Origin of the sequence: Streptomyces sp. SudanB5_2050 (assembly GCF_964272335.1) — a bacterium.
Taxonomy (GTDB): domain Bacteria; phylum Actinomycetota; class Actinomycetes; order Streptomycetales; family Streptomycetaceae; genus Streptomyces; species Streptomyces rochei.
Genome location: NZ_OZ186760.1, coordinates 6,033,967 through 6,052,271 on the forward strand (window position 1 = coordinate 6,033,967; position 18,305 = coordinate 6,052,271).

Here is an 18,305-nt window from a genome sequence, read left to right on the forward strand (position 1 = left end):
GTGTCCTCACCCCGTCGCCCTGGGAGGCCCGGATGACCGGCAGCGCGCCCGCTGCTTCCTTCACCGCCGACGACTACCGGGCCCGCATGCGGCGCGCCGCGGGAGCGGCCGCCGACGCGGGCCTGGCCGGGCTCCTGGTGGCCCCCGGGCCCGACCTCGTGTGGCTCACGGGCTACGCCCCCACCGCCGACACGGAGCGGCTCACCCTCCTCGTCCTCGTCCCCGGCCGCGACCCCGTGCTCGTCGTCCCGACGCTCGAAGCCCCCGACGCGGCGAAGGCGGTCGGCGCGCCGGCCCTGACCCTGCGCGACTGGACCGACGGCAAGGACCCGTACGCCGCCACCGCCGCCCTCCTCGACGGCACCGGCCGGTTCGGCATCAGCGACAACGCCTGGGCGATGCATCTGCTGGCCCTCCAGCGGACTCTGCCCGGCACGTCGTACGCCTCCCTCACCGAGGCGCTGCCCATGCTGCGTGCCGTCAAGGACACGGCGGAGCTGGACCTGCTGGCGGCGGCGGGCGCGGCCGCCGACGCCGCCTTCGAGGAGATCCGGAAGGTGCGCTTCGGCGGGCGCCGGGAGTCCGACGTCGCCGCCGACCTCGCGGATCTGCTGCGGCGGTTCGGCCACTCCCAGGTCGACTTCACCATCGTCGCCTCCGGCCCGAACGGTGCCAATCCCCACCACGAGGTCGGCGACCGCGTCATCGAGGACGGCGACATGGTCGTCCTCGACTTCGGCGGCCTGAAGGACGGTTACGGCTCGGACACCTCCCGCACCGTGCACGTGGGCGAGCCCACCGAGGAGGAGCGCCGGGTGCACGACCTCGTCCGGGAGGCGCAGGAGGCCGGTTTCCGGGCGGTGCGGCCCGGGGTCGCATGTCAGGAGGTCGACCGGGCCGCCCGCGCGGTCATCGCCGGTGCCGGGTACGGCGAGTACTTCATCCACCGCACCGGGCACGGCATCGGCGTCACCACGCACGAGCCGCCGTACATGATCGAGGGCGAGGAGCAGCCCCTCGTGCCCGGCATGTGCTTCTCCGTCGAGCCCGGCGTCTATCTCCCCGGCCGCTTCGGGGTGCGCATCGAGGACATCGTCACGGTCACCGAGGAGGGCGGCCGGCGCCTCAACGACACCACCCGGGAGCTGGTCGTGGTCGAGTGACCGGCGACGACAGACCCCGAACGCCCCGGCAGAACCGGAAGACCACGGCGCGATCATGACCCAGGCACCGACACCCACCGCGGACACCGTCCGCCGACTGGTCCGTTCCCTGCTGGGCGCCGCCGCGGAGGGCGACGTCCGGCCGGCCGCGTCCGGAGCCGCGCCCGCCACCTGGTGGGTCGGCACCCGGCACGTGCTGCGGCTGGCCCCCGACCGCGAGGCGGCCCTGCGGCAGCGGCGCGAACTGCGGCTGCGCGAGCTGGTCCGCGCCCATGTGCCCGTCACGGTGCCGACCAGCGTGGCGCACGGCGAGTGGGCACCCGGCCTGACCTACACGCTGGACGCCAAGGTGGCCGGCGGGTCGGGCGAGGACCACGACGTGTCGGCGCTGGGCGAGGCGGACCTGGCCGCGCTGCTCACCGGGCTGCGCGAGGTGCCCGTCCGCCAGGCCGAGACGCTCGGCGTGGCCCGCGCCGCCCCGCGCCCGCTGGAGGCGCTGCGGCAGTCGGCCGAACGGGCCGGACGGCACCTCGCCGAGGCCGACGAGTTCGACCCCGCCCGGCCGGAGCGACTGACCGGCGCGGCGGCGGCCCAACTGGGCGTCCAGCCCGGCGCGGCGCCGGTCCTCGTGCACCACGGGCTGACCGGCGAGCACCTCGTGGTGGCCGTCGACGGCCGGGTGCGCAGCGTCCTCGGCTGGGGAGACGCGGTCCTCGGCGACCCGGCCGAGGACATCGCCGCCCTCGCGCTCTGCGTCGGCTCGCCCGCCGCCGTGCGCGCCGCCACCCTCGCCGGCTACGGCGCCCGGCCCTGTCTGCGCGGCCTGTGGCTGGCCCGCTGCGACGCCCTCGTCCACCTGGCCGACGCCCTGGCCGGCCGCCCCTCCGCACCGGAGGGCGCACCCCTGTCCGCGCTGCGCACCCGGCTGCGCCGCGCCTGGGAACCGATCCTGCTGGAGCGCGTGACGGAACTGCGCGGCGACGACCCGGACGACGGACCACCGCCCCCCGCCCCCTGACCGCACCCCCGCCCGTCACTCCTGTGCGAGCACCACGCTCGACTCGCCCGGCACCCGCAGCACTCCGTCCGGGCCGGGGGCCTCGACCGGGTCCCACGCGGCCAGTACGCGGGCGGGGCGGCCGCCCAGCGGGATCTGGGCCGGCTCGGTGCCCAGGTTGACGACCACCCGGACGTCACCGCGCCGGAAGGCCAGCCAGCGGGCCTCCCCGTCGTACGCCACCCGGGTGTCGGCGAGGTCGGGGTCGGTCAGGTCGGGGTGCTCCGCGCGCAGGGCGATCAGCCGCCGGTACCAGTCCAGGACGCGCGCGTGCGGCCGGCGTTCCGGCTCGGACCAGTCGAGGCAGGAACGCTCACGCGTCGCCGGGTCCTGCGGGTCGGGCACGTCCTCCTCCTTCCAGCCGTGCGCGGCGAACTCCCGCCGCCTGCCGCTGCGCACCGCCTCGGCCAGCTCCGGGTCGGTGTGGTCGGTGAAGAACTGCCACGGCGTGCCCGCCGCCCACTCCTCGCCCATGAACAGCATCGGCGTGAACGGCGCGGTCAGCGTCAGCGTGGCCGCGCAGGCCGCGAGACCGGGGGAGACCAGCGCGGCCAGGCGGTCGCCCTGGGCGCGGTTGCCGACCTGGTCGTGGGTCTGGCTGTAGCCGGTCAGCCGGTGCGCGGCCGTGCGGCTGCGGTCCAGCGGGCGGCCGTGCCCGCGGCCCCGGAAGCTGGACCAGGTGCCGTCGTGGAAGTAGCCCCTGGTCAGGGTCTTGGCGAGCGCCGCGAACGGATCGCGCGCGAAGTCGGCGTAGTAGCCCTGCGACTCCCCGGTCAGCGCGGCGTGCAGGGCATGGTGGAAGTCATCGTTCCACTGGGCGTGCACACCGAGGCCGCCCTCCGCGCGCGGGGTGATGATCCGCGGGTCGTTGAGGTCGGACTCGGCGATCAGGAAGAGCGGGCGGTCCAGGTCGGCGGCGAGGGAGTCCACCGCCGTCGACAGTTCCTCCAGGAAGTGGCACGCGCGCGTGTCGACCAGGGCGTGCACCGCGTCCAGGCGCAGTCCGTCGAGGCGGTAGTCGCGCAGCCACGCCAGCGCGCTCTCCACGAGGTAGGCCCGCACCTCGTCCGAGCCGGGCGCGTCCAGGTTGACGGCGACGCCCCAGGGCGTGTGGTGGGTGTCGGTGAAGTACGGGCCGAAGACCGGCAGGTAGTTGCCGGAGGGGCCCAGATGGTTGTGGACCACGTCGAGGACCACGCCCAGACCCCGTTCGTGGGCCCGGTCGACGAACCGCTTCAGCGCCTCGGGCCCGCCGTAGGGCTCGTGCACCGCCCACAGCGAGACCCCCTCGTAGCCCCACCCGTGCCGGCCCGGGAACGGGCACAGCGGCATCAGCTCGACGTGGGTGACGCCCAGCCCCGCCAGGTGGTCCAGCCGGTCCGCCGCGGCGTCCAGGGTGCCCTCGCGGGTGAACGTGCCCACGTGCAGCTCGTACAGGACGGCGCCGGGCAGCGGCCGTCCGGCCCACTCGGCGCGCCACGCGTACCGTCCGTGGTCGACCACCGCGCTCAGCCCGTCCGGCCCGTCCGGCTGCCTGCGCGAGCGCGGGTCCGGCAGCACCGGCCCGTCGTCGACCGCGAAGCCGTACCGCGAGCCGTCCCGCGCCTCGGCCTCGGCGCACCACCACCCCGGCCGCTGCCCGTCGCGTTCCATCGCGCGCGTGACGCCGTCGCACTCCAGCGTCACCCGGCCGGCCCCCGGTGCCCACACCTCGAACTGCACGGACGGTTCCCCTTCGTCTGCTCACCGTGATGTAGCCCCGTCCATGGTGCTGCAAAAGCGATCTCCGCGCTGCCGAAAATCCCCGTTCGCGCCGGGTGTCGTGACGCGTCGGCACGAGGGGCGGCGGCGGGCCCGCGCGTGGGCCCCGTGCTCGCGTTTTCTGGACACCCGGGCCCGGCTGACCGACAATCACCTGCGTGACGTCGTCCTTCGAGTTCCACACGTACCCCGCGCGGCTCTCCGACGCGGAGCGCGACAAGGCGCTGCGGGTGCTCCGGGACGGGGTCGCCATGGGGCGCCTGTCGCACGACACGTTCATCCGCAGGATGGAGCTGGCGCTCGCCGCCCGCCGCTCGGACGAGCTGGCCCTGCTCACCGCCGACCTGCACGCGGAGGGCCGCCTGGCCAGGCTGGTGTTCGGCAGTGTGGAGGCGGTCTCCGGATTCGGGGTACGGCTGCGCCGGGCCTGGCAGGCCGAGCGGCTGCCCAAGCTGCTGCTGCCGCTCCCCGGCGCCGGCCAACCGCTGCGGATAGGGCGCGACCCGGAGAACGGGCTGCGGCTGTCCCACGAGACGGTCTCCCGGGTGCACGCCGAGCTGAGCCGGCAGGGCGGCATGTGGGTGCTGCGCGATCTGGGCTCCACCAACGGCACGACCGTCAACGGACGGCGGGTCATCGGCGCGGCCGTGGTCCGCGAGGGCGACCAGATCGGCTTCGGGCAGATGGCCTTCCGCCTCGCGTCGAACTGATCGGCGAACTGATCCCGAGCCGAGCGGCGAACTGATCCGCGAGCCGAGCGGTGCCCCGGGCGGTGACCCGAACGGCGCGGGGCCGTGGGGCCGGCTCGGCAGCTCTGGCCTGGGGTTCACTCGGTGTCGAACCCGCCGGTGGGACCGCCCCGGCGGGACAAATCCCTTTGCTTCTCATGGTGTTGACGTACCCCGCAACTCGTGACTGACTGTGCGTACACCGCGCACGCCAGGTGAACCGACGGCCCGCATCGTGGAGGTGTGCCCTGCCGCCCCTCCTGCGCTACCCGACCGTGGACGAGCTGGGCGCCCGGGCGGCCGCACTCGCCGCCCGCCACCCCCGGCACGCCCGGCTGCGCCGTGTCGGCACCTCCCGCGCGGGCACCCCGCTGCTGCTGCTCTCCGTCGGCCACGGCAGCCGGCACGCCCTGGTGGTCGCCGGACCGCACGCCAACGAACCCGTGGGCGGCGCCACCGTCATGCGGCTCGCCGAACGGGCCCTGGCCGACCCCCGGCTCACCGAGGGCGCCGACGCCACCTGGAACCTGCTGCTGTGCGCCGACCCCGACGGCCTGCGACGCAACGAGGGCTGGCTGTCCGGCCCGTACACCCTCGACCGCTACGCCCGGAACTTCTTCCGGCCCGGCTTCCTGGAGCAGCCCGAGTGGCTGCCCGACGGCCCGGACCACGCCGCGCTCCCGGAGACCCGCACCCTGCTCGCCCTCCAGGACGAACTCCGGCCGTTCCTCCAGTGCTCCCTGCACGGCGTCGACGTCGGCGGCGGCTTCGTCGAGGTGACCCACGACCTCCCGGGCCTCGCCCAGCGCATCGCGCACACCGCGGCCCGGCTCGGCGTCCCCCGCGAACTCGGCGCCTACGACACCCTGTACTGGCCCGGCCTCGGCCCCGCCGTCTACCGCATACCGCCGCCCCGGCTCGGCGACCTCACCGCCGCCATCACCGAGGCGGCCGTCGACTCGACCTGGTGCCACCCGCAGCGGTACGGCACCGTCACCGCGGTCGTCGAGGCGCCGATGTGGGGTGTGGCCGCCGTGTCGGACGGCTCGCCCCCCGCCGACCGGGACGGGGTGCTCCGCGCGGTGAGCCGCTCCCTGCGCGACGACACCCGGCGCCTGCGGCGCGTCCTGGCCCGCGTACGGCCGCATCTCGCCACCGACCCGGACGCGGCCCACCTCCTCGCACCGGTCGACGACTACCTCCTGGTCTGCCCCCGGCTCGCCGACGCCTGGGACCCCGACACCGACGACGGGACGGGCCGGTCCCTGCCGCCGATGAGCAACGCCCACCTGGTCGCCCTGCGCCTGGCCGGCCGGCGCCTGTCCCTGCGGACGGCGGGCCTGCTGCACCAGCTGGTGACCCGTACCGGCGGCGATCCGGCGGGCGTCCTGCCCGAGGTGGAACGGCTCGTCGACGAGGGCTGCGCCGACTACCGGGACGGCTGCGCGGCCCGCTGGATACCGGTCGCGCGGCAGGTGGAGTACCAGACCCGGGTCGTCCTCGCCGCGTTCGAACTGGCCGGCCGGCGCCCCACCGCGGGCTCCCGTTCGGGTGAGCCGGGCTGGGGTCCGGGGGCCGCGGTGCCGATGCACCGGGAATGAACCACATCCTCACCACCGCGGCGGGCCGTGCCGCACTCCTGACGGCCGCCGCGCTCCTGCTCGCCGGCGCCGCCCCGGCGCGGGCGGCCACCGAGCCGGCACGGTCCGCCGACTGGCTCCTGCTCACCGTCACCCGGGACGGCGCCCCCGCGGGCATCCGACCCGGCACCCCCGCGGGCGACCGGCCCGGCGCCGCCCGCGGTGCCCTGCTCCGGTGCGACCCGCCCAGCGGCCACGCCCGGGCCGAGCGGGCCTGCGCGGAACTGGACGCGGCACACGGCCGCATCGCCGACATCCCGGCGCGCGAGACCCTCTGCCCGATGATCCACGCACCGGTGACCGCCCAGGCGCGCGGACAGTGGCGGGGACAGCCGGTCGACTACACGCGGACCTTCCCCAACGCATGCGTGATGGCGGCACGGACGGGCGCGCTGTTCGCGTGGGACGCGGAAGACTGAGCCGTACGGCGGACGGGGGCCGACCGGGCCGGGGCACCGCTCGTGCAGCCCCCGGCCCGCCAGGGTCAGGAACGCCTCGCCCCCGCGTACCGCCCACCGGCGTCGCCGGGGCCTGCGCCGACCCGCTCCGCGCGGCCCGGCCGGTCCCGGCGGCGACCGGCCCCGCCACCACGACGGCCCCCCGTGACGCCACCCCCGTGACGGCGGCTGGGGCCCACGTCTGCGACGGCACAGCCGCCCCCGTGCGCACCTGACTCCGGCTCCGCGCGGGGCGGCCGACGGGAAGCCGTGCCGGCGGCCCGCCGCTCAGCCCCCGGCCCCGTCCTCCGTCCCCGCCCGCTCCAGCAGCGCCACCGGTAGCTCGGTGAAGAGGTCCGCCAGGCGGGCGTGCCCGGTGAACTCCCGTCCGGGTGTCAGCACGTCGGTCCACCGGCCGGGTGGCAGCGGCAGGGTGGTGTCGTGCCAGCCGCCCGCCTCCGCCAGCCGCAGCGACAGCCGGGTCACGGCCGTCAGGGCCTCGCCCGAGCGCACGAAGGCCACGCAGTGCGCCGCCGAGGGGCCCTCGGCGGCCAGCGGCTCGTAGGTCGCCGTTTCGCCGAAGACAGCGGGCCGCCGCGCGCGCAGCGCCAGCGCCGCCCGGGTCACCGCGGTCTTCCCCGACCGGTCGTCCCCGGCGGGGCCGGCCGGCGGGAAGTCGACCGCCCGGCGGTTGTCCGGGTCCACCAGGGCCAGGTACTCCCGCTCGGTGCCCTGGTAGAGGTCCGGCACCCCCGGCATCGTCAGGTGCGTCAGCGCCGTGCCGAGGACGTTGGCCCGGACGTGCGGTTCCAGCGCGGCGCGCAGGGCGGTCACCCGCTCGCCCGGCGCTCCGCAGGGACCCGCCGTCACGAACCGGGCCACCGCCTCCTCGTACGAGGGCTCCTGCTCCGTCCAGCTGGTGTACATCCCCGCCTCGCGCACGTGTTTCAGCAGCGCGTCCCGCACCCGGTCACCGTCCGCCGGTCCCAGCCCGAACACCGTCTGCCAGGCCGCCCACGCCAGCTGGGCGTCCGGTACGCCGTCACCCGTGCGGGTCACCTCGGTGAGGACGTCGGCCCACCGTCCGGGGCACTGGGTGAGCACCGCGAGCGCGGCCCGCACATCGGCGCTGCGCTTGGTGTCGTGGGTCGACACCACCGTGCCGGTGGTGGGCCAGTCGCGCTGCACGCGGGCGCAGTAGGCGTGGAACTCCTCCGGCGTCAGGGCCGGCCTTCCCGGGTCGCCGCCCACCTCGGTCGCCGACAGCAGCGGCACGTACCGGTAGAACGCGGTGTCCTCCACCGACTTCGCGCGCAGCGCCGACGCCGTCTGCGCGAACCGCGTCCGGAACTCCACGTGCTCGGGCCCGTCCCCGTACCGCCCGAGCAGCAGGTCCCGTACGACGTCCACCGCCCCGGCCTCCTCGGGCACCGCGAAGGCGAGCCGCGCCTCGGCCGCCGCCTCCTCGGTGACGACGGACGCGGCGTCCACCGAGGCGTACGGCCGGTACACCTCCAGTCGCACCAGCAGCTCGCGCAGCGCCGTGCGCAGCGCCCACGGCGCCCGGTCGCGCAGCGCGGGCTCCGGGGAGGCGACGCACAGCCGGTGCGCCACCCGCGTCAGCCGGTCCGTCTCGGCGGCCAGCTCGTGCGTGAGCACCTTGTACGCCGCCCGCCGCACCGTCGCCGCCCAGTCCCCGCCCCGGTCCGTCCGCGGGGCCGCGAATGCCCGGTACCGGTCGAGCAGCTCACCGTGCCCGGCGGGGTCCGTGAAGAGCCCGTCCAGGTGCCGCAGCGCGTCGTACCCGGTCGTGCCCGCGACGGGCCAGGCGGCCGGCAGCCGCTCGCCGTCCGCCAGGATCTTCTCCACGACCGTCCACCGGCCGCCGCTCGCCTCGTGCAGCCGCGCCAGGTAGGTGTCGGGGTCGGCGAGGCCGTCGGGGTGGTCGACCCGCAGCCCGTCGACCAGGCCCTCGTGCAGCAGCCGCAGCACCGTGGCGTGCGTGGCCTCGAACACCTCCGGGTCCTCCACGCGGACGCCGATCAGCTCGGAGATGCTGAAGAACCGCCGGTAGTTCAGCTCGGTGCGGGCCAGCCGCCACCAGACCGGGCGGTACCACTGCGCGTCCAGGAGCTGCGGCAGCGGCAGGTCCGCCGTGCCCTCCCGCAGCGGGAAGGCGTGCTCGTGGTACCGCAGGACGTCCCCCTCGACCCGCAGGTCCTTCAGCACCTGGCCGACGGGCGCCCCCAGCACCGGTACCAGCAGCTGTCCGCCCTGCGCCTCCCAGTCGATGTCGAACCACCGCGCGTACGGCGACTTCGGGCCCTCGCGCAGCACCTCCCACAGGGCGCGGTTGTGCCGGGGGGACATCGCCATGTGGTTCGGCACGATGTCCAGCACCAGGCCCAGACCGTGCTCCCGCGCGGTGCGCGCCAGCGCCCGCAGCCCCTCCTCGCCGCCCAGCTCCTCGCGCACGCGCGCGTGGTCCACGACGTCGTAGCCGTGCGGCGAGCCCGGCACCGCCTCCAGGACGGGGGACAGGTGCAGGTGGGACACCCCGAGGGAGGCGAGGTACGGCACGGCCGCCGCCGCGGCCGAGAAGGGGAAGGCCGGCTGCAGCTGCAGCCGGTAGGTGGCGACGGGAGGAGGGGAGGAGAGAGGGGCGGGAGGCGAGGGAGGGGAGGACAGCACCGGGTCGGGTCGCTCAGGCGTCATGGAGAGCTACGTACCCGCCCGGCCGCCTTTCGTGTCACCGGCCCCCCTGCACGGGTGCCGGGCACGCCCGTGAGGGACGCGCCCCGCACCCGTGCGGGCGCGCCCTCTAGACGGGCCGCCGCAGCACCGTCAGGCTCCGGTCCACCAGGGTGAGCCGGTCACCGGCCTGCACCTTCACCCCCGTCTCCGAGGGCAGCCCGTCCGTCCGCGAGGTGTCGACGACCACCTCCCACTGCCGGCCGTGGTCGACCGGCACCACGAAGTCCAGCGACTTCGGCGACGCGTTGAACATCAGCAGGAACGAGTCGTCGGCGATGCGCTCCCCGCGCGCGCCGGGCTCGGAGATCGCGTTGCCGTTGAGGAACACGGTGAGGGCCGACGCCCGCGCGGAGTTCCAGTCCCGTTGGGCCATCTCACCGCCCTCGGGCGTGAACCAGGCGATGTCCGACAGCTCGTCGTGGGTGCCCTCCACGGGCCGCCCGTGGAAGAAGCGCCGCCTGCGGAAGACCGGGTGGTCCTTGCGCAGCCACACCATCGCGCGGGTGAACCGCAGCAGGTCCGGGTCCTCCTCGGGCCAGCTGACCCACGCCAGCTCGTTGTCCTGGCAGTAGGCGTTGTTGTTGCCCCGCTGGGTGCGGGCGAACTCGTCGCCGTGGCTGATCATCGGCACGCCCTGGGAGAGCAGCAGGGTGGCGATGAAGTTGCGCATCTGCCGGGCCCGCAGCTCCAGCACCGCCGGGTCGTCGGTCTCGCCCTCGGCGCCGCAGTTCCACGACCGGTTGTGGCTCTCGCCGTCGCGGTTGTCCTCCCCGTTGGCGTGGTTGTGCTTCTCGTTGTACGACACCATGTCGTGCAGCGTGAAGCCGTCGTGGCAGGTCACGAAGTTGATCGAGGCCAGCGGGCGGCGGCCGTCGTCCTGGTACAGGTCGGAGGAGCCGGTCAGCCGGGAGGCGAACTCCGCCAGCGTGCGCGGCTCGCCGCGCCACAGGTCGCGCACCGTGTCCCGGTACTTCCCGTTCCACTCGGTCCACAGGGGCGGGAAGTTGCCGACCTGGTAGCCGCCCTCGCCCACGTCCCACGGCTCGGCGATCAGCTTCACCTGCGAGACGACGGGGTCCTGCTGCACCAGGTCGAAGAACGACGACAGCCGGTCCACCTCGTGGAACTGCCGGGCCAGCGTCGCCGCGAGGTCGAAGCGGAAGCCGTCGACGTGCATCTCGGTGACCCAGTACCGCAGCGAGTCCATGATCATCTGGAGCACGTGCGGGGACCGCATGAGCAGCGAGTTCCCGGTGCCCGTGGTGTCCATGTAGTAGCGCGGGTCGTCGGTCAGCCGGTAGTAGGAAGGGTTGTCGAGGCCCTTGAAGGACAGGGTGGGGCCCAGGTGATTGCCCTCGGCGGTGTGGTTGTAGACCACGTCGAGGATCACCTCGATCCCGGCCTCGTGCAGCGCCTTCACCGCCGACTTGAACTCCAGCACCTGCTGGCCGCGGTCGCCCCAGGAGGCGTACGCGTTGTGCGGGGCGAAGAAGCCGATGGTGTTGTAGCCCCAGTAGTTGTTCAGGCCCATGTCGACCAGCCGGTGGTCGTTGACGAACTGGTGCACGGGCATCAGCTCCAGCGCGGTCACCCCCAGCTCGGTCAGGTGCTCGATCAGCACCGGGTGCGCCAGAGCCGCGTAGGTGCCGCGCAGTTCCTCGGGAAGGCCCGGGTGCCGCATCGTCAGGCCCTTCACATGGGCCTCGTAGATCACCGTGTGGTGGTACTCCGTCCGGGGGCGCCGGTCGTCGCCCCAGTCGAAGTACGGGTTGACCACGACCGAGGTCATGGTGTGCGGGGCGGAGTCGAGGTCGTTGCGCCGTTCGGGTTCGCCGAAGTGGTAGCCGTACACCTCCTCACCCCACTGGATCGACCCGCTGATCGCACGCGCGTACGGATCGAGGAGCAGCTTGGCGCTGTTGCAGCGCAGCCCTCGCTCCGGGGCGTACGGGCCGTGCACGCGGTAGCCGTACCGCTGCCCCGGCATCACGCCCGGCAGATACGCGTGCCGTACGAACGCGTCGCTCTCCCGCAGCTCGACCGCGGTCTCCGAACCGTCGTCGTGCAGCAGACACAGCTCTACTCGGTCGGCGGCCTCGGTGAAGACCGCGAAGTTCGTGCCGGCGCCGTCGTACGTGGCGCCGAGTGGATATGCCTCTCCAGGCCAGACCTGCATGGACACGACTCTTTCAGGTGTGGGGCGCCGGTGCGGACGCCTTGGCTCCGAGTCTCCCGGAAGTCTCCCCGAAAGTGAGGCGACCACCTAGCACGTACGTGCTTCTACCCACCCCCTGGGCTTTCTCGTCGCGTTCCGCGCCTCGGGCGCCCGAGGAAGGGCGCGAGGCATCCTTCCCCGTACCCGGCCACGTCACCGCTATGAATCCGCTCACTCCCCGGTGTCCGGCCGGGCGGAACCCGCTTGCGGGCCACCGATGTTGGGAAAACCGGCCCGCCCATCGGGCTGCACCGCGCACCCCTCGCGGAGTACCCTTCCTTGATCGTTGGGACGGGGTCTGACCGGGAGTGCTCCGAGGGAGCGGAAGGCGGTGCGCGGGTGGGCTCGGGAGGGCTGGAGCTGCCCCCTGGTGACGACGGTCAGCAGGGGAACTCCACGGACGTCCCGCCCGGTGCGGTGTCCCTGGCGCGGCCGATGAACGCGGGCGCGATCGGTCCGGAACTGGACTGGGACACCGACGCCTGGCACGAGGTGCGCACGCGGGCGCAGCGCGCCGGCCGGGCCTACATCTGGCTCAATCTCGTCGAGCAGCGGCTGCGCGCGGTGGTGGCCGCCGTCCTGCGCCCCGTCTACGAGCCCGTCCACGGCGACGACTGGGTGGTCGCCGCCGCCGGGCCCGCCGGGCAGGAGTGGGTGCAGCGGGCCGTCGCCGTCCGCGAGGTCAGCCGCCGCAAGGGCTACCTCCTCGATCCGGCCGACGACAACGTCCTCAGCTTCCTCACCCTGCCCCAGCTGCGGGAGCTGATGGTCCAGCACTGGCCCTGCTTCGAGCCCTACGTGGACGACCGTCGCGACGTGGAACTGGCCCTGGACGAGCTGGAGGTCGCCCGCAACGTCGTCTCCCGCAACCGGGCGCTGTCCGAGGCGGTGCTGAACCAGGCCGAGCGGGCCTCGGCCCGGCTGCTGGAGGTGCTGGGCGCGGGCAGCGACGTGCCGTCCACCCGGCGGCTGCCGGTGGACGCGGTGGAGAACCTGGTCGGCGACCGGTACGCCGACGTGGTCGCGGTGCACTCGGACCGGGTGCGGCTGCTGCGCCAGTTCCCGGCCGAGGACCTGTTCGGCGGGGCGCGGCGGGTGGACGCCCTCGGTATCGGCCTCAACCTGCTCGTGCAGAACTTCTCCGGGCGCCGCCTGCTGCGGATGGCCGAGGCGGGCGGCCGGGTGCGGCTGCTCTTCCTGAACCCGGCCTCCAGCGCCATCAAGCGCCGCGAGCGCGAACTGGGCATCAAGCGGGGCGAGCTGAGCCGGGCTGTGGAGACGAACATCCTGCACATGCGGCGGGTGCGCTCGCGGCTGCGCGACCCGGGCGCCTTCGAGATCCAGGTCTTCGACGAGACGCCCCGCTTCACGGCCTACCTCGTCGACGGCGACGGCGCGGACGGCATCGCCGTCGTGCAGTCCTATCTGCGCCGCACGCGGGGGATGGAGGCGCCGGTCCTCGTGCTGCGCAACGGGCGCAACGGCGGCCGGGTCGTGAAGTCCGACCAGTTGGAAGAAAGTGGACTTTTCTCCACCTATCGTGAGGAGTTCGAGCTGATGTGGGCGGATTCGCGGCCGGTCTCCTGAATGCCGGCCCCGGGGCCGGGCGGCGGCACAAACGGAAGGCGATCCTCTGATTGTCAGTGGCCCGTGCGAGGGTGGAGGCCACTGGGGGAAAGCACCACCGAGAAGGGGGACCGCCCATGGGCTGGCACCGGGAGCTGCTGATCGGCTTCGACCTGGAGACGACGGGCACCGATCCGCGCGAGGCGCGCATCGTCACGGGGGCCGTGATCGAGGTCAGGGGCGGGCAGCCGCTGGGCCGCCGGGAGTGGCTGGCCGACCCCGGTGTGGAGATCCCGGCGGACGCGGTGGCGGTGCACGGCATCAGCAATGAGCGGGCCACCGCCGAGGGCCGCCCCGCCGATCAGGTCGCGGACGCCATCGCCGGGGTGCTCGCGTCCTACTGGAGGACGGGCGTCCCGGTCGTCGCCTACAACGCGGCTTTCGACCTCACCCTGCTCTCCGCCGAGCTGCGGCGCCACGGCCTGCCGTCCCTGCGCGACCGGCTGGGCGGCCGGGACCCGGCCCCCGTCATCGACCCGTACACCATCGACCGCTCCGTCGACCGGTACCGCCGCGGCAAGCGCAACCTCGAAGCGGTCTGCAAGGAGTACGGCGTCCCGCTCGACGCCGCCCACGACGCCACCGCGGACGCCCTCGCCACCGCCCGGCTGGCCTGCGCGATAGCCGGCCGCCACCCCAAGGTGGCGTCCCTCGGCCCGGCCGACCTGCACCACCGCCAGATCGAGTGGTACGCCGAGTGGGCGGCGGACTTCCAGAACTTCCTGCGCCGCAAGGGCGACGCCGCGGCCGTGGTGGACGGCAGATGGCCCCTGCGCGAGCCGGCCGGCGAGCGGGTCTGACCCGGCGCCAGGTCCCCGCACGGGGTCAGAAGGGATACCACCGCACCGTCGGGTCCCCGTCCCGCAGCGACGCCACCCGGCGCTCGAACTCCGCCAGCGCCTTGGGGTTGCTCGGCGCGTGCTGCGCCACCCAGGCACAGCTGGCCGTCTCCCGGGCGCCGCGCAGCACCGCGCACCCGTCCCACTCGCGCACGTCCCAGCCGTAGGTCGCGGTGAAGGCGTCGTACGCCTCGGCGGGCAGCCCGTAGCGGTCCCGGCTGAGCGCGAGCACCGCCAGATCGTGCTCGCGCAGGTCGGCGGAGAAGGTCTCCAGGTCGACCAGGACGGGCCCGTCGGGACCGACGTGCACGTTGCGGGGCAGCGCGTCGCCGTGGATCGGGCCGGGCGTCAGGTGCGGGGTGAGCGCGGCGGCGGCCGACGCGAAGCCGTCCCGCCGCTCGCGCAGATAGGCGGCGTCCGCCGGGTCGATCACGTCGCCCGCCAGGCGCAGCCAGCGTTCCACTCCGCCCAGCAGTTCGCGGGGCGGCAGCCCGAAGGAGGGGGAGGGCAGCTCGTGCACCAGCCGGAGCAGCACCGCCACGTCCCGCGGCTCGGCGGGCCGCACCGGGTCGGGCAGCCGCCGCCACACCGTCACCGGGTGCCCGTCGACGACCAGCGCCGTCGGGTCGGCCGCCCGCACCGCCGGCACGCCGGCCTCTTCCAGCCACACCGCGACGGCCAGTTCCCGGCGGGCCCGGTCGAGGAGTTCCGCGTCCCGGCCCACCTTGACCACGAGGTCACCCGCGGCGAAGACCGCGTTCTCGCCGAGGGCGAGCAGCCGCGCCTCCCGCGCCGGGCCGGGCAGCACCCCCGCCGCGGCCAGCACCTCCCGCGCCCGTGCCTCGTCCATCGTCTCCTGCCTCCGTGTCCGCCGGGTTCCCGCCATCCGTCCGCCAGTGTCGCATTCGCACAGGTCGGGGCGTGTGCGAGGGCCCTTGACGGGGCACCGCGCCTTCACGACCATGACCTGGCCCGTCCGAGCCGCGCAAAGGGGCTGATGACGTGACATCGGTGACCGATTCGAGCAGACCCGCACGCGGTGCGCCCGGCCGGGACCGGCGGCGGCGCGGCCCGGACCACGGCGCGTGGTTCCTGGTGCTGCCCGCGCTGATCCCCATCCTGGTGCTCAGCGTCGGGCCGCTGCTCTACGGCATCCTGCTCGCGTTCACCGACGCCCAGTCCGGTCGCACCGAGCCCACGCGGTGGATCGGCACGCTGAACTTCCAGGACCTGATGCACGACACCCTGTTCTGGGAGTCGTTCCGCGTCGGGCTGGTGTGGGCGGTCGGGGTGACGGTGCCGCAGTTTTTGCTCGCGCTCGGTCTCGCCCTGCTCCTCGACCAGAACCTGCGGCTGCGCTTCCTGGCCCGTGGGCTGGCGATCATCCCCTGGGCGATGCCCGAGGTCGTCGTCGGCATCATGTGGCGGCTGGTCTACAACCCGGACGCGGGCATCCTCAACGAGACCCTGCGCGACCTCGGCCTCGGCGACGGCCGGGACTGGCTCAGCGGCCTCGCCACCGCCCTGCCCGCCGTCATCGTCGTCGGCGTCTGGGCCGGCATGCCCCAGACGACGGTCGCCCTGCTCGCCGGCCTCCAGAACACCCCGCGCGAGCTGCACGAGGCAGCCGCCGTCGACGGCGCCGGGGCCTGGCGCCGCTTCCGCACGGTCACCTGGCCCGCCCTCAGACCGGTCGCCCTCGCCATCACCGCGCTCAACCTCATCTGGAACTTCAACTCCTTCGCCCTGGTCTACGTGCTGACCAACGGCGGCCCCGGCGGCCGGACCCGGCTGCCCATGCTCTTCGCCTACGAGGAGGCGTTCCGCTACGGGCAGTTCGGCTACGCGGCGGCGATGGGCTGCGTCCTGGTCGCCGTGATCTCGATCGTCCTGGCCGTCTTCCTCGCCGGCCGGCTCAAGGGCGGACTCAAGGACGGACTCAAGGGAGGTGACGAGGCGTGAGGACCTCGACCCCGGCCCGCGTGGGCCAGTACGCCGCACTGCTCGCCTACCTCGTCTTCCTGGCCTTCCCCTTCCTCTGGCTGATCTCCACGGCCTTCAAACCGCCCCAGGAGCTGGGCAGCCTCCACCCCACCTGGATCCCCGCGAACCCCACCCTCGACAACTTCCGGCAGGCCTTCGACGAACAGCCCCTGCTGCGCGCCGCCCTCAACTCCCTGCTCGCCGCGCTCGGCGCCGCGGTGATCGCCGTACTGATCGCGACGCCCATGGCCTATGTCATGGCCCGCCACCGCGGCCGGCTCGCGCGGGCGGCCACCGGATGGGTGGTGATCAGCCAGGCCTTCCCCTTCGTGCTGGTGATCATCCCGCTCTTCCTGGTCCTGAAGAACCTCCGGCTGATCAACAGCGTCCCCGGGCTGGTGATGGTGTACGTGGTGTGGTCGCTGCCGTTCGCGCTGTGGATGCTCGCCGGGTACGTCCGCGCGGTGCCGGCCGAGCTGGAGGAGGCGGCCGCCGTGGACGGCGCCGGGCGGCTGCGCACCCTGGTCTCCGTCACCGCGCCCCTGCTCGCGCCGGGGATCGTGGCGACGGCCCTGTTCGCCTTCATCACCGCGTGGAACGAGTTCTTCTTCGCGCTGGTCCTGCTGAAGACACCGGAGAAGCAGACCCTGCCCGTGATCCTCACCCACTTCATCGGCGCCGAGGGCGTCGCCGACCTCGGCCCGCTCGCCGCAGCGGCCTTCCTCGCGACCCTGCCCTCGCTCGTCGTCTTCGCCCTCATCCAGCGGCGGATCACGGGCGGCATGCTCGCCGGGGCGGTGAAGAGCTGATGACGGCACGCACCAGGATCGCGACCCTGCTGGCCTCCCTCACCCTGCTGCTCGCGGGCTGCTCGGGCGGCGGCGACGGAGCGGACGACGGCCGGATCACCCTGCGCTTCCAGTCCCTGGCCTGGCAGGAGGAGTCCGTCGAGGCCACCCGGGAGCTGGTGCGGGAGTGGAACGCCGCCCACCCCGACGTACGCGTCGAATACGTCCAGGGCAGCTGGGACAGCGTCCACGACCAGCTCCTCACCTCCTTCGAGGGCGGTGAGGCGCCCGACATCATCCACGACGCCTCCGACGACCTCGCGGACTTCGCCTACGGCGGCCACCTCGCCGACCTGACCGACCTGCTGCCCGAGCGACTGAAGTCGGACATCCCGCGGCGCAGCTGGGAGACGGTCACCTTCGGCGACGGAATCTACGGCGTGCCGTTCCTCCAGGAACCGCGCGTACTGATCGCCAACGCGGACCTGCTGAAGGAGTCCGGCGTCCGCGTCCCGACGCCCGAGGACCCCTGGACCTGGGCGGAGTTCCGGCAGGTCACGAAGCGGCTGAGCGGCGACGGGCGGTACGGGGTGGCCTGGCCGCTGAAGGAACCCGTCTCCGCCACGCTCAACCTGTCCCTGTCCACCGGCGGGCAGCTGTTCCACCGGGGGGCGGACGGCAAGGTCACCGTCCGGTTCGAGGAGAGCGACCAGGTGGTCCCGCGCACCATCCGCGATCAGGTCGACACCGACCACAGCGCCTCCCCGACCACCCTCGGCAGCGGCGGCTCCGACACGCTGCCCGGCTTCTTCGCGGGCAAGTACGCGATGGTGCCGCTCGGGTTCTCCTACCGCCAGCAGATCGAGCAGCAGGCGCCCGACGGCTTCGACTGGCAGGTGCTGCCCGCCCCGGCGGGAGCCGGCGGTCTCACCCAGGGCGTCAGCCCGCAGACCCTCTCCGTCGCCGAGGACAGCCCGCACAAGAAGGAGGCCGCCGCCTTCGTCGACTTCCTCCTCCGGCCGGACAACATGGTGCGCCTCGCCCTCGGCGACTGGATGCTGCCCACCGGCACCCGGGCCCTCGCGGACCCCGCCCTGCACACCCCCGAGCGGGGCTGGGCCACCGGTACCGCCCTCGCCGGTCATCTGCGCCCGGCGCCCGCGCAGTCCGTCCGCGGCTACCCCGAGTGGAAGGACAAGGTGGCCACCCCGGCCCTCCAGGAGTACTACAGCGGGGCCATCGACACGGACGAGCTGCGCGAGCGGCTGGAGGAGGACGGCAACCTCGTACTCGCCCGCTACCAGCGCTGAGGGC

The 18,305-nt window shown here is 74.1% G+C and carries 14 protein-coding genes; 10 read left to right on the top strand and 4 right to left on the bottom strand.

From position 1 onward, the window contains the following. Nucleotides 1-32: 32 nt before the first annotated feature. Together ACFZP7_RS26870 and ACFZP7_RS26875 are read left to right on the top strand one after the other, a co-directional pair. A complete protein-coding gene (locus tag ACFZP7_RS26870; RefSeq protein ID WP_019326015.1) occupies nucleotides 33-1,163 on the top strand; it encodes an aminopeptidase P family protein in 1,131 nt (376 codons plus the stop codon). 55 nt (nucleotides 1,164-1,218) lie between these two features. Further along, nucleotides 1,219-2,181: an aminoglycoside phosphotransferase family protein gene (locus ACFZP7_RS26875; protein ID WP_385636243.1), complete on the top strand. Its 963-nt coding sequence runs from the start codon at nucleotides 1,219-1,221 to the stop codon at nucleotides 2,179-2,181. Nucleotides 2,182-2,196: 15 nt separating this feature from the next. Here ACFZP7_RS26875 and treZ read toward each other — a convergent pair whose 3' ends face one another. After that, nucleotides 2,197-3,942, bottom strand: a complete 1,746-nt coding sequence (gene treZ / locus ACFZP7_RS26880) for a malto-oligosyltrehalose trehalohydrolase (RefSeq protein WP_031022213.1) — start codon at nucleotides 3,940-3,942, stop codon at nucleotides 2,197-2,199. Between the two features lie 197 nt (nucleotides 3,943-4,139). Here treZ and ACFZP7_RS26885 point away from each other — a divergent pair, with 197 nt between their 5' ends. The 3 genes from ACFZP7_RS26885 (at nucleotide 4,140) to ACFZP7_RS26895 (ending at nucleotide 6,768) form a co-directional block, all read left to right on the top strand. Beyond that, nucleotides 4,140-4,691 carry a DUF1707 and FHA domain-containing protein gene (locus tag ACFZP7_RS26885; protein ID WP_019326018.1) on the top strand — a complete coding sequence of 184 codons (552 nt, stop codon included), beginning with the start codon at nucleotides 4,140-4,142 and terminating at the stop codon, nucleotides 4,689-4,691. 293 nt (nucleotides 4,692-4,984) lie between these two features. Beyond that, nucleotides 4,985-6,310 (top strand): M14 family zinc carboxypeptidase, encoded by a 1,326-nt coding sequence (locus ACFZP7_RS26890; RefSeq protein WP_385636246.1) that lies wholly within the window; start codon nucleotides 4,985-4,987, stop codon nucleotides 6,308-6,310. Further along, a complete protein-coding gene (locus ACFZP7_RS26895) occupies nucleotides 6,307-6,768 on the top strand; it encodes an SSI family serine proteinase inhibitor (RefSeq protein ID WP_125537735.1) in 462 nt (153 codons plus the stop codon). The genes ACFZP7_RS26890 and ACFZP7_RS26895 overlap by 4 nt, the downstream gene beginning before the upstream one ends. Before the next feature lie 306 nt (nucleotides 6,769-7,074). On the opposite strand, the gene treY is transcribed toward ACFZP7_RS26895, so the two are convergent. Continuing rightward, nucleotides 7,075-9,501, bottom strand: a complete 2,427-nt coding sequence (treY, locus tag ACFZP7_RS26900; protein ID WP_385636248.1) for a malto-oligosyltrehalose synthase — start codon at nucleotides 9,499-9,501, stop codon at nucleotides 7,075-7,077. Between the two features lie 106 nt (nucleotides 9,502-9,607). Then, nucleotides 9,608-11,716: a glycogen debranching protein GlgX gene (gene glgX / locus ACFZP7_RS26905; protein ID WP_385636251.1), complete on the bottom strand. Its 2,109-nt coding sequence runs from the start codon at nucleotides 11,714-11,716 to the stop codon at nucleotides 9,608-9,610. Between the two features lie 378 nt (nucleotides 11,717-12,094). Between glgX and ACFZP7_RS26910 the strand changes: the two genes are divergently transcribed. Beyond that, nucleotides 12,095-13,342 carry an SAV2148 family HEPN domain-containing protein gene (locus tag ACFZP7_RS26910; RefSeq protein WP_031021281.1) on the top strand — a complete coding sequence of 416 codons (1,248 nt, stop codon included), beginning with the start codon at nucleotides 12,095-12,097 and terminating at the stop codon, nucleotides 13,340-13,342. A 116-nt stretch (nucleotides 13,343-13,458) separates the two neighbouring features. After that, a complete protein-coding gene (locus ACFZP7_RS26915) occupies nucleotides 13,459-14,181 on the top strand; it encodes a 3'-5' exonuclease (RefSeq protein ID WP_385636252.1) in 723 nt (240 codons plus the stop codon). A gap of 25 nt (nucleotides 14,182-14,206) precedes the next feature. Here ACFZP7_RS26915 and ACFZP7_RS26920 read toward each other — a convergent pair whose 3' ends face one another. Next, nucleotides 14,207-15,070 (bottom strand): phosphotransferase enzyme family protein, encoded by an 864-nt coding sequence (locus ACFZP7_RS26920; RefSeq protein ID WP_385636255.1) that lies wholly within the window; start codon nucleotides 15,068-15,070, stop codon nucleotides 14,207-14,209. Nucleotides 15,071-15,222: 152 nt separating this feature from the next. On the opposite strand from ACFZP7_RS26920, the gene ACFZP7_RS26925 reads away from it, so the two are divergent. Genes ACFZP7_RS26925 through ACFZP7_RS26935 form a run of 3 tightly spaced genes read left to right on the top strand, consistent with a single transcriptional unit; the run spans nucleotide 15,223 to nucleotide 18,301 of the window. Beyond that, entirely contained in the window at nucleotides 15,223-16,182 is a 960-nt protein-coding gene (locus tag ACFZP7_RS26925) for a carbohydrate ABC transporter permease (protein ID WP_031021276.1), read from the top strand. Further along, nucleotides 16,179-17,012: a carbohydrate ABC transporter permease gene (locus ACFZP7_RS26930; protein ID WP_385636257.1), complete on the top strand. Its 834-nt coding sequence runs from the start codon at nucleotides 16,179-16,181 to the stop codon at nucleotides 17,010-17,012. Before ACFZP7_RS26925 ends, ACFZP7_RS26930 begins: the two co-directional genes overlap by 4 nt. Next, nucleotides 17,012-18,301, top strand: coding sequence for an ABC transporter substrate-binding protein (locus ACFZP7_RS26935; RefSeq protein ID WP_261699821.1), 1,290 nt, complete (start codon nucleotides 17,012-17,014; stop codon nucleotides 18,299-18,301). The genes ACFZP7_RS26930 and ACFZP7_RS26935 overlap by 1 nt, the downstream gene beginning before the upstream one ends. Nucleotides 18,302-18,305 lie beyond the last annotated feature (4 nt).